10 protein-coding genes are annotated in these 10,421 nt (G+C 67.0%); 4 read left to right on the top strand and 6 right to left on the bottom strand.

All coding sequences use genetic code 11. The annotated features are described in order from the left end of the window. The 6 genes from KBC94_RS13970 to KBC94_RS13945 all read right to left on the bottom strand — a co-directional run bounded on the left by KBC94_RS13970 (position 1) and on the right by KBC94_RS13945 (position 5,525). Positions 1-492: a MarR family transcriptional regulator gene (locus tag KBC94_RS13970; RefSeq protein ID WP_294370990.1), complete on the bottom strand. Its 492-nt coding sequence runs from the start codon at positions 490-492 to the stop codon at positions 1-3. Positions 493-649: 157 nt separating this feature from the next. Continuing rightward, a complete protein-coding gene (locus KBC94_RS13965) occupies positions 650-1,528 on the bottom strand; it encodes an ABC transporter permease (RefSeq protein WP_017759172.1) in 879 nt (292 codons plus the stop codon). After that, positions 1,525-2,421 carry an ABC transporter ATP-binding protein gene (locus KBC94_RS13960; protein WP_294370983.1) on the bottom strand — a complete coding sequence of 299 codons (897 nt, stop codon included), beginning with the start codon at positions 2,419-2,421 and terminating at the stop codon, positions 1,525-1,527. The genes KBC94_RS13965 and KBC94_RS13960 overlap by 4 nt, the downstream gene beginning before the upstream one ends. Before the next feature lie 70 nt (positions 2,422-2,491). Next, positions 2,492-3,442 (bottom strand): ABC transporter substrate-binding protein, encoded by a 951-nt coding sequence (locus KBC94_RS13955; protein WP_294371303.1) that lies wholly within the window; start codon positions 3,440-3,442, stop codon positions 2,492-2,494. A 67-nt stretch (positions 3,443-3,509) separates the two neighbouring features. Then, positions 3,510-4,520: an ABC transporter substrate-binding protein gene (locus KBC94_RS13950; protein WP_294370980.1), complete on the bottom strand. Its 1,011-nt coding sequence runs from the start codon at positions 4,518-4,520 to the stop codon at positions 3,510-3,512. Positions 4,521-4,631: 111 nt separating this feature from the next. Further along, positions 4,632-5,525 carry a TauD/TfdA family dioxygenase gene (locus KBC94_RS13945; protein WP_294370975.1) on the bottom strand — a complete coding sequence of 298 codons (894 nt, stop codon included), beginning with the start codon at positions 5,523-5,525 and terminating at the stop codon, positions 4,632-4,634. Between the two features lie 242 nt (positions 5,526-5,767). Between KBC94_RS13945 and KBC94_RS13940 the strand changes: the two genes are divergently transcribed. From KBC94_RS13940 to KBC94_RS13925, 4 genes are read left to right on the top strand one after another with little or no spacing between them, the layout of a single operon-like run. Further along, positions 5,768-6,385 carry a restriction endonuclease subunit S gene (locus tag KBC94_RS13940; protein WP_294370972.1) on the top strand — a complete coding sequence of 206 codons (618 nt, stop codon included), beginning with the start codon at positions 5,768-5,770 and terminating at the stop codon, positions 6,383-6,385. A 20-nt stretch (positions 6,386-6,405) separates the two neighbouring features. After that, positions 6,406-7,932, top strand: coding sequence for a type I restriction-modification system subunit M (locus tag KBC94_RS13935; RefSeq protein WP_294370970.1), 1,527 nt, complete (start codon positions 6,406-6,408; stop codon positions 7,930-7,932). Further along, positions 7,925-9,565 (top strand): RhuM family protein, encoded by a 1,641-nt coding sequence (gene rhuM / locus KBC94_RS13930; RefSeq protein WP_294370968.1) that lies wholly within the window; start codon positions 7,925-7,927, stop codon positions 9,563-9,565. The genes KBC94_RS13935 and rhuM overlap by 8 nt, the downstream gene beginning before the upstream one ends. A gap of 2 nt (positions 9,566-9,567) precedes the next feature. After that, on the top strand, positions 9,568-10,317 hold the full coding sequence (locus tag KBC94_RS13925) for a SprT family zinc-dependent metalloprotease (protein WP_294371300.1): 750 nt from the start codon (positions 9,568-9,570) through the stop codon (positions 10,315-10,317). The last annotated feature ends 104 nt before the right edge of the window (positions 10,318-10,421 follow it).

The raw sequence follows: 10,421 nt of genomic DNA, 5'->3' as shown, positions 1-10,421 counted from the left end.
TCAGGACTCCGAGGCGACGCCGCCCCGGTCGGCCTTGCCCAGGCGGGTCCAGAGCGTGCCGAACACGCGCAGGCAGGCGCGCACGTCCTCGGCGGGGATGTCCTGGAACAGCTCGGTGCGCAGGGCATTGAGCGCTTCCTCGATGCGGGCCTGGATCTCGGCGCCGGACTCGGTCAGGTGCAGCGTGCGGGCGCGGCGGTCGGTCGGGTCCTCGCGCCGCTCCACCAGGCCGGCGCCCACCAGTTGGTCCAGCGTGCGGATCAGCGTGGGGCCTTCGATGCCCAGCAGGTCGGCGATCACGCCCTGGCGGGTGCCGTCGCCCTGCCGGCCAATGGTCACCAGCGCCCAGCCGGCCGCCTGCGAGATGCCCAGGTGCGCCACCGCCCGGTCGGCTGCGGCGCGATAGGCGCGCTGCAGCAGGCTGAGCGTGAAGGTGAGGTTGCGCAGCTCGGCGGGATCGGCGGCGGAAGCGGGGAGGGCGGCATCGGACATGCCCTCCAATATAGTTAGCTAGCTATCTATTTGCCCACGAGCAAGGGTTAACCCTTGTCCGTGAGGCGGTCTTCGCCGCGGGCCGGGCCCGCGGCACGCAGGCCGACAACGCGGTCGTCCCGCCCGGTTGCCGACGGTTCGGCGCGTGCGCCCGTCATCAGCGCTGCTGCCCCCACTTGCGCACCGTCAGGCGCTCCAGGGTGGCGAAGCCCAGCCCTTCCACCAGCAGCCCGATGATCACCACCAGCGCCAGGCCGGCGAACACGCGGTCGGTGTAGAGCTCGTTGCGGTTCTGGAAGATGTACCAGCCAAGCCCGCCCTTGCCCGAGCTGGCGCCGAACACCAGTTCGGCCGCGATCAGCGTGCGCCAGGCGAAGGCCCAGCCGATCTTCAGGCCCGACAGGATGGCCGGCAGCGCGGCCGGCACCAGGATCTGCAGCACGTAGCGCAGCCCGCCCAGGCCGTAGTTGCGACCCGCCATGCGCAGCGTCTCGGGCACGGCCTGGAAGCCGGCATAAGTGTTGAGCGCCAGCGGCCAGAGGACCGAATGCACCAGCACGAAGATCAGGCTGCCCTGGCCCAGGCCGAACCACAGCAGCGCCAGCGGCAGCAGGGCGATGGCCGGCAACGGGTTGAACATCGAGGTGAGCGTGCCCAGCAGGTCGCGGCCCAGCTGGGTGGAGACCGCCAGCGAGGTCAGCAGGAAGGCCAGCCCGACCCCGAGTGCATAGCCCTGCACCAGCACGCCCAGCGAGATGGCGGTCTTGGCGATCAGTTCGCCGCTGGCCAGCCCATCGAAGAGCGCGCGGGCGGTGGCGCTGGCCGTGGGCAGCAGCAGGTCGTTGTCCTGCCAGCGTGCCAGCAGTTCCCACAGCAGCGCCAGCGCCAGCAGGATCAGGCCCTTGCGCAGCCAGGTCTGGCGCCACAGCCGCGTGGACCAGGGCAGGGGCCGTTCGACGGCGCTGGCGGTGAAGGGTTCGAGTGCGTGTTCGTACTCGGGCCGCACGGGCGGCAGCGGGGGAAGGATGGCACTCATGGCGTGGGGCCTTGGTCGGCGCCGTGCGGCGGCGTGTCGAACAGCAGATGGTGGATGCGCTGGGCCGTGGCCTGGAACTCGGGGCTGCCCTGGCTGGCGAGGTCGAAGCCGTGGCTGTTGATCTCGGCCCGCATGCGGCCCGGGTGCGGCGACAGCAGCGCGATGCGGCTGCCCACCACCAGCGCCTCTTCGATGGAGTGGGTGACGAAGAGCAGGGTGAAGCGCAGCTCTTCCCACAGGGCCAGCAGCTCTTCCTGCATGCGGCGGCGCGTCAGCGCGTCCAGGGCGGCGAAGGGCTCGTCCATCAGCAGCACACGCGGCTGCATGGCCAGCGCGCGGGCGATGGCCACCCGCTGCTTCATGCCGCCCGACAGCTGGTGCGGATGCACGTCGGCAAAGCGGGCCAGGCCCACACGGTCCAGCCAGTGCAGGGCGCGCTCCTCGGCTTCGCGCCGGCCCAGCGTACGCGAGGCCAGCAGCGGGAACATCACGTTCTGTTTGACCGTCTTCCACGGCGGCAGCTGGTCGAATTCCTGGAACACGACGATGCGGTCCGGGCCGGGGCCCTGGACGCGTCGGCCGTCCAGGTGGATCTCGCCCTCGGCGGGCGGGATGAAGCCGGCGATGGCCTTGAGCAGCGTGCTCTTGCCGCAGCCCGAGGGCCCCAGCAGCACGAAGCGCTCGGCCTGATGCACGTCGAAGCTCACCTGGTGCGTGGCGCGCACCACATGCTCGGGCGTGCGGTATTCCAGGCTCACGCCCTGCACTTGCAGCAGGGCGGCGGCGCTGGCGGTGTCGGCCGCGGGCCGGCCGGGCTGGCTTCGGGGAAGGGGGGCGGCGGCGCGGGCCGGCGCAGGCGCGGCACGCAGGGTGGCTGTGGCAGCGGCGGTCATGGCAGAGGCGAAGAGAAAAGGGTGGCGCGGGTCGTCCGGGGGCGGGTGGGTGGCAGGGTGGGCAGCAGCATCAACTGCCCGGCCGGCTCCACGCTTCCTCGAAGAAGAAGTCCTTCCACGAGGCCGCCTGGTTGCGCAGCACGCCCAGCTTGAACAGCGCGTCGGCATAGACCTGGCTGCGCTGCGGCGAGACGGTGAAGTCGTTCTCCGGGTCCTGCACGATGCGGCGCACCAGGGCCGGGTCGAGCCGGGAGTTCTGCACGCGGATGAAGATGTCGGCCGCGGCGGCCTTGTCGGCCTTCACGATCTGCTCGGCCTCCACCAGCGCGTTGTAGAAGGCCTTGTAGACCAGGCGGTTCTCGTCGCGGTACTTCTGCGTGGTGTAGAGCACGTTGAAGGTGGCCGGCCCGCCGAGGATCTCGTAGCTGCTGATCACCTTGTGCACCGCCGGGTTGGCGGCCAGGGCTTGGTAGTAGAAGGGCGCGCTGGAGAAATGCGTGTTGATCTCCGAGCCGCCCTTGATGAGCGCGGCCGTCGCATCCGGATGCGGCAGGCTCACGGAGATGTCGTCCAGGCGCTTGAAGTTCTCGCGGCCGAAGACGCGCGCGGCCTCGATCTGCAGCACGCGCGACTGGAAGCCCACGCCGGCCGCAGGCACCGCGATACGGTCCTTGGGACCCAGGTCCTTCAGCGTGCGCACCTGCGGGTTGTTGCTCAGCAGGTAGTTGGGCAACGCGCCCAGCGCGGCCACGGCCTTGACGTTCTGGCGGCCCTTCGTGCGGTCCCACATCGTGAGCATGGGCGGCACGCCGGCCGAGACGATGTCGAGCGAGCCGGCCAGCAGGGCCTCGTTCATGGCCGTGGCGCCGGAGATGGAGGACCACTCCACCTCGACCACGGGCACACCCAGTGCCTTGGCGTGTTTCTCGATCAGCTTGCGGTCACGCACCACGTCCAGCAGCAGGTAGCCGATGCCGAACTGCTGCGCGATGCGGATGCGCCCTTCGGCGCGGGCCGCCATGGCGCCCAGGCCGAGCGCAGCGGCGGCGCCCGTCTTCAGGATGTCGCGTCGATTCAGCACGGCCATCTCAGTTCGATTGCGCGTTCAGCACGTCGTCGAAGAAATAGTCCTTCACCGACTGCGGCTGGTTCTTGATGGCGCCCACGCGGTGCATGAACTGGCCCAGCGCCAGCGTGTTCTGCGGCTCGGTCTTGAACTGCACCTCGGGGTTCCTGATGATCTTCAGCAGCAGCGCGCGGTCGGTCTTGGTGCCGCTGGCCTTCAGGTAGATGTCGGCCGCCTGCTCGGGCTGGCTGCGGATGAACTGGGCCGCCTCGTCCAGCGCGGCGACGAAGGCCTTGTAGGTCTTGGGGTTCTCGGCCCTAAATTTCTCGGTGGCGTACAGCACCGTGGCCGACGAGGGGCCGCCGAGCACGTCGTAGGAATTGAGCACGATGCGGGCGTTGGGGTTGCCGGCCAGTTCCTGCTCCTGGAAGGGCGGGTTGCCGAAGTGGCCCGTGATCTCGGTGCCACCCTTGATGATGGCCGCGGCGGCATCCGGGTGCGGCAGCGCGACGCTGATCTTGTCCAGCCGCGCGAAGTCCTTGTCGCCCCACAGCTTGGCCGAGGCCAGCTGCAGCACGCGCGACTGCACCGACACGCCGACGGCCGGCAGCGCGATGCGGTCCTTGTCGGTGAAGTCGGCAATGGACTTCACGTTCGGATTGTTGGTGACCAGGTAGTAGGGAAAGTTGCCCAGCGAGGCCACGCCCTTGACGTTCTGGCGGCCCTTGGTGCGGTCCCACAGCGTGAAGAGCGGGCCGACGCCGGCGCCCGCGACGTCGATGCTGCCCGACAGCAGCGCGTCATTGACCGCCGAGCCGCCCGACAGCTGCAGGAACTCGACCTTGGCGTCGATGCCTGCGGCCTTCGCGTGCTTCTCGATGAGCTTCTGCTCTTGCGCCACGTTCAGCAGCAGGTAGACGATGCCGAACTGCTGGGCGATGCGGATCTGGCCCTCGGCATGGGCGGCCAGCGAGGCGGTGGCCAGGCCGGCAGCGGTGAGCAGGGCGGCCAGGCGGCGGGTGATGGGTGTCATGGGCTTCCTCTCCAGGATGTGGTGGGCGCGGGATTTCTGCGGAAGCCGGACCCGTGGTCGTCTTCCTGTCCGTGTCGCCCGGGCGAGGCGGCCGTCGGGCCGCCAGGGTGATCAGAAGGGCTGGTCGCCCTCGATCGTGGTGCGGTAGAGCTTGCGCGGCAGGTGGTCGGGGGTGCCGGCGGCCAGGTGCGTGACCGAGCGGTTGTCCCAGAACACCATGTCGTGCGGCTGCCATTGATGGCGGTACTGCAACGCGGGCTGCGTGCTGTGGGTGAACAGCTCGGCCAGCAGGGCCTGGCTCTCGTCCTCGGGCAGGCCCACGATGCGGGTCGTGAAGTGCTCGCTGACGAAGAGCGCCTTGCGGCCCGTCTCGGGGTGGGTGCGCACCACTGGATGCACGACGGGCCTGACCTCGTCGAGCTGCGCGGCCGTGAGGGCCGGACGCCAGGGGCTGCGGGCCCGCAGCTCCTCGTACTTGGCCAGGTAGCTGTGCTCGGCCTGCAGCGTGGCCACGCGGGCCTTCAGCGCCTCGGGCAGCGTGTCCCAGGCGGCATGCTGGTCGGCGAAGAGCGTGTCGCCACCTTCGGCCGGAAGCACCTGCGCATGCAGCAGCGAGCCGAGGCTGGGCTTTTCCTTGTACGACAGGTCCGAGTGCCAGAAGTGGCCGGCATCGCCCAGCCCGATGGGCGCGCCGTTCTCCTTGATGTTGGAGACGATCAGCACCTCGGGATGGCCGGCGAGCTGGAACTTCTTCTGCACATGGATCTGCAGCGGCCCGAAGCGGCGGCTGAACGCCACGTGCTGGGCCGGCGTGATGCGCTGGTCGCGGAAGACGAGCACCGGATGCGCCAGATGGGCGCGCCGCAGGCGGGCGAAGTCCTCGTCCAGGATTGGCCGGCCGAGATCGAGTCCGACCACCTCGGCGGCAAAACTGCCGGGCAGCGGCCGGATGTCGAATTCCTGGAGAAGCGAATGGGCGTCGTCGAGAAGGGCGTGGGCGGTCATGGCCAGGGTGTCAGGTCGGGGCCACCGGTGCGGTGGCGATGGGCATGACTCTAGGGACGCACCTTCGATGCGGGAACGACAGAGTTCTCGCTTGCTAACAAGGGAATCGTCTAAGGCGGAAAGCGAGTTTGCTCATGCGCGAAGCGAGCAAGGGCGCAGGGTGGCACCGGGCAGCGCGCAGCCACGGTGGAAAATGCATCATTGGCGGTGATGCAAATTCCCGGGGCTCAGCGAATGGACCTATGATCTGCATCATGCCGATTGATGCAAATCTTTCAACCGTTGGCGGGTTGGCCTCGCTGCAAGGCGGGTACCCCTTCCGTGGCTCCATCGAGGAGTCGGCGAACGGCGGCACCCTGGCTGTGCAGATGAAAGACGTCGATCCCGACCACGGCGTGAACTGGTCGGGCGTCATCCGCACCTCCCTCGCCGGACGCAAGCAGCCGGGCTGGCTCAAGGCCGGCGACGTCCTCTTCGTCGCCAGGGGTGCACGGTTCTATGCCGTCTGCATCGAGGAGCCGCCAGGCGCCGCCGTGTGCAGCCCGCACTTCTTTCTGCTTCAGGTGCTGCGTGGGGCCGCACTGCTGCCGGCCTTCCTGGCATGGCAGATCAACCAGCCGCCGTTCCAGCGTCAGCTGCAACAAGCCGCCGAGGGCAGCAGCCAGCTGAGCATCCGCCGCCCCGTGCTGGAATCGCTCGCGCTGAGCGTGCCGCCGATGGCAGACCAACAACGCATCGTGGCGCTGGCAGACCTGGCCCGCCAAGAGCGCCGCACCCTTCACCAACTCATCCGCAATCGCGAGCGGCAACTCCATGCGCTTGCAGAAGGTCTGGCGCAAGCCGCCCAGCCCGCTCACTGAACACCCCGGAAAGCCATCTTGTGAACGACACCCTCAGCACCATCGCCCCGGTCAGCCAGGACGACATCAACGCCGCCGTCTGGGCAGCCTGCGACACCTTCCGCGGCACGGTGGATCCGAGCATCTACAAGGACTTCGTCCTGACCATGCTCTTCCTCAAGTACGTGTCGGATGTCTGGCAAGACCATTACGACGACTACAAGAAGCAGTATGGCGACCACCCCGAGCTGATCGAGGAAATGCTCAAGAACGAGCGCTTCGTGCTGCCGGCCCGCGCCAGCTTCTATGCCCTCTACAACCGGCGTCACAGTCCGGGCAACGGCGAGCGCATCGACAAGGCCCTCGACGCCATCGAAGACGCCAACATCACCAAGCTGCGCGATGTGTTCCAGGACATCAGCTTCAACTCCAACAAGCTGGGCGACGAACAGCAGAAGAACGACATCCTGCGCCACCTGCTGGAAGACTTCGCCAAGCCGGCGCTGGACCTGCGCCCCAGCCGCGTCGGCCAGCTCGACGTGATCGGCAATGCCTACGAGTTCCTCATCAAGAACTTCGCCTCCACCAGCGGCAAGAAGGCGGGGGAGTTCTACACCCCGCCCGAAGTCTCCACGCTCATGGCGCGGCTGATGGCGCCGCAAGAAGGCGATGAAATCTGCGACCCCACCTGCGGCTCCGGCTCGTTGCTGATGAAGTGCGGCCGCCTGATCCGCCAGAACACCGGCTCACGCAAGTACGCGCTCTATGGGCAGGAAGCCATCGGCAGCACCTGGGCGCTGGCCAAGATGAACATGTTCCTGCATGGCGAGGACAACCACCGCATCGAATGGGGCGACACCATCCGCAATCCCAAGCTGCTCGACGGCAAGGCCAGCCTCAAGCACTTCGACATCGTGGTGGCCAACCCGCCGTTCAGCCTGGAGAAGTGGGGCTTCGACGGGGCCGATGCCGACAAGTTCAGCCGCTTCCGCCGGGGCGTGCCGCCGCGTACCAAGGGCGACTACGCCTTCATCCTGCACATGATCGAGACCATGAAAACCGGTACCGGCCGCATGGCGGTGGTGGTGCCGCATGGCGTGCTGTTCCGTGGTGCGGCCGAGGGCCGCATTCGCCAGCGACTGATCGAAGAGAACCTGCTCGACGTGGTGATCGGCCTGCCCGAAAAGCTGTTCTACGGCACCGGCATCCCCGCCGCCGTGCTGGTGTTCCGCAAGAACAAGGCCGACGACAAGGTGCTGTTCATCGACGCTAGCCGTGACTTCGAGGCGGGGAAGAACCAGAACCTGCTGCGCGAAGCCGATCTGCAGCGCATCCTGACCACGGCTGCTGCAAGGCAGAGCGTGGACAAGTACGCCTACCTTGCCTCGCCGGCCGAAATCGCCGAGAACGACTTCAATCTCAACATCCCACGCTACGTGGACACCTTCGAGGAAGAGGCCGAAATCGACCTGATGGCCGTGCGCAGGGAGCGCGAGCAGCTCAAGGGCGAGCTGGCCCGGCTGGAAGCGCAGATGAGCGTCTACCTGAAGGAGCTGGGCTATGAATAAGCCAGCCGGCGCCGCCGGCAAGGCGAAGGCCAGGCTCGCGAAGTCGCTGCCTGCCATCACGCGTTCATCGGCGGCGGAGTACCTGACCTTCGTGGCCGCGGCGGGCCAGGGCGGCGTCGAGGCCCTCTATGCGGATGAAAACGTCTGGTTGACCCAGAAGATGATGGCGCAGCTCTACGACGTGAACGTCCGCACGATCAACGAGCACCTGAAGAAAGTCTTTGCCGACCGCGAGCTGCAGGAAGAGGCAGTTATCCGGAAATTCCGGATAACTGCCTCCGACGGCAAGAACTACGACACCCTGCACTACAGCCTGGGCGCCATCATCGCCGTGGGCTACAAGGTCAACTCCGAGCGCGCGGTGCAGTTCCGCAAGTGGGCCAGTGGCATCGTCGAGTCCTTCACCATCAAGGGCTTCGCGATGGACGACGAGCGCCTGAAGAACGACGGCTCCATCCTGACGAAGCAGTACTTCGAAGAGCAGCTGCAGCGCATCCGGGAGATCCGTCTTTCCGAGCGCAAGTTCTATCAGAAGATCACCGACATCTACGCCACGGCCGTCGACTACGACCGCCAGTCCCAGGCCACCCAGCGCTTCTTTGCCACCGTGCAGAACAAGCTGCATTGGGCCATCCACGGGCAGACCGCGGCCGAGGTGATCTACAGCCGCGCCGATGCGAGCAAGGACCACATGGGGCTGACCAACAAGCTCGACCGCGAGCAGTACCGGCAGCTGCTGGCACCGAAATTCGTGAAGGACGGCGGCGGCGAAGAGTACGACGAGCGACAGAAGCTGCGGGACGACTACTATGCCGCAGTGACCGCCTTCGGGCTTTGCTTGCAGACGGCGCTCTCGTCCCGCAGCTTCTTCGAGGACCCGCGCTTTTCCGAGGCGCAGATCGCCCGGTACAAGGCCGACCTGCGCTTCTTCGCCGAGCTGCGCCAGACCGCCCGCCGCGATGCCATGGAGACGGTCGATTACAGCGTCTACGAAGAGCAGATCCGCAAGCTGGTGGACAGACAGGTCATCGGCACCGAAGTGCGCGAACCGGAAGGCGTCTATCTGGTGCACCAGTTGGGGCAAGCAGAAGACCCACAGGACTGGTCCGCGGACAAGACGCGCAACGAGACGGACATGATCCGCACCCGACTGCGCAAGACCATCGAGCAGGAGCTGGCGGACGACCCCTATGCGCAGAAGGTGTTCGGCGAACTGCTGCGCCAGGCCATCGCCGAAGCGGAGGCCATGTTCGACCATCCGCTGAAGCAGTACGCGCTGTTCAAGTCCTTCGAGGACAAGCTGGAGGCGCGTGCAACCCCGGACATGCCCGACGCGCTGGCAGACAAGCCGCATGCCAGGGCCTACTTCGGCGCGATGCGCCTGGTCGAGGGGGAGGAGGCCTTTGCCGCGATGAGCGCCGAGGCCCAGGACATGCGGGTGCAACACGCGATCACCATGGACACCATCGTGCGCGATGCCGTGGCCGAGAACTCGCTCAATCCCCAGAACATCGAGGCGGCCATCCGCAAGGGCCTGCTGCCGCTGTTGTTCGACGCGCTCGGCCTGGACAACGCCAAACAGGTGGTCGAACAAGTCATCCAGATCACGCGTGTCGGATTGAGCAAGCCTTGAACATGCAAGTAACGGAACGCGTCTCGCAGCACCGCATCCCCTACGGCGACGAGATCATCGACTTCAGTCTGCGCCGTCAACCGTCGCGCGCCGTGACGCGGGTTGCCATCCATGTAGAGCCGGACGCCCGCGTGCTGGTGGATGCACCGGACAGCGCCGCTCTAGCGGATGTGCTGACGGCGGTGAAGAAGCGGGCGCGCTGGATCAGCCAGCATGTGCATGCCGCGAGGGCACGGTTGGCCCATGTTCTGCCCCGCGAGTACGTGAGCGGTGAATCGCTGCACTATCTGGGGCGACGCTATCGCCTGAAGGTGGTGGTCGATGCAGAGGCCAAAGCAGAGGCCCGGATGCGCGGCGCGTTCATCGCCGTAACGACGCCCGAGCCTGTGCCGGCCCGGATCAGGGCCGCGCTGGACGCCTGGTATCGGCAGCGCGCGCGGGAGGTGTTCGCTGAGCGGTTGGCAGCGGTCGCCGATCCCCTCCGATGGGTCAGGCAGCTTCCACAGACACGCCTGCAGTTCATGACGGTGCAATGGGGAAGCTGTTCACCGTCTGGCCGCATCACGCTGAACCCCCTGCTGGTGAAGACGCCACGGGAGTGCATCGACTACGTGCTGCTCCATGAGCTGTGCCACCTGCTGCACCATAACCACAGCGCCAGGTTCTACCGAACGCTGGACCGGCACATGCCGAACTGGCGAGCGGTGAAGGAAAGGCTCGACGAGATGGCTGAAGACGTGTTCCGCGCGTAGAGGCGTCGGGTCGGCACATCGGCTTGGGAGGGATTGACCGGCCCTTGCTCGCTTTGCGAATAAGGACCTGAGAACTGCGCGTTTCCCATGCAGGGCAGGCGGCC

This window comes from Pseudacidovorax sp. (genome assembly GCF_017991995.1).
Lineage (GTDB): Bacteria > Pseudomonadota > Gammaproteobacteria > Burkholderiales > Burkholderiaceae_C > Xenophilus.
The sequence above is the reverse complement of the archived record's forward strand: the minus strand, read 5'-3'. Positions and strand labels throughout refer to the sequence as shown.

What these genes read in the sequence shown, in the direction of transcription:
- KBC94_RS13970 (WP_294370990.1), bottom strand. Translation starts at nt 492, where the DNA reads ATGTCCGATGCCGCCCTCCCCGCTTCCGCCGCCGATCCCGCCGAGCTG.
- KBC94_RS13965 (WP_017759172.1), bottom strand. Translation starts at nt 1,528, where the DNA reads ATGAGTGCCATCCTTCCCCCGCTGCCGCCCGTGCGGCCCGAGTACGAA.
- KBC94_RS13960 (WP_294370983.1), bottom strand. Translation starts at nt 2,421, where the DNA reads ATGACCGCCGCTGCCACAGCCACCCTGCGTGCCGCGCCTGCGCCGGCC.
- KBC94_RS13955 (WP_294371303.1), bottom strand. Translation starts at nt 3,442, where the DNA reads ATGGCGGCCCGCGCCGAAGGGCGCATCCGCATCGCGCAGCAGTTCGGC.
- KBC94_RS13950 (WP_294370980.1), bottom strand. Translation starts at nt 4,520, where the DNA reads ATGACACCCATCACCCGCCGCCTGGCCGCCCTGCTCACCGCTGCCGGC.
- KBC94_RS13945 (WP_294370975.1), bottom strand. Translation starts at nt 5,525, where the DNA reads ATGACCGCCCACGCCCTTCTCGACGACGCCCATTCGCTTCTCCAGGAA.
- KBC94_RS13940 (WP_294370972.1), top strand. Translation starts at nt 5,768, where the DNA reads ATGATCTGCATCATGCCGATTGATGCAAATCTTTCAACCGTTGGCGGG.
- rhuM (WP_294370968.1), top strand. Translation starts at nt 7,925, where the DNA reads ATGAATAAGCCAGCCGGCGCCGCCGGCAAGGCGAAGGCCAGGCTCGCG.
- KBC94_RS13925 (WP_294371300.1), top strand. Translation starts at nt 9,568, where the DNA reads ATGCAAGTAACGGAACGCGTCTCGCAGCACCGCATCCCCTACGGCGAC.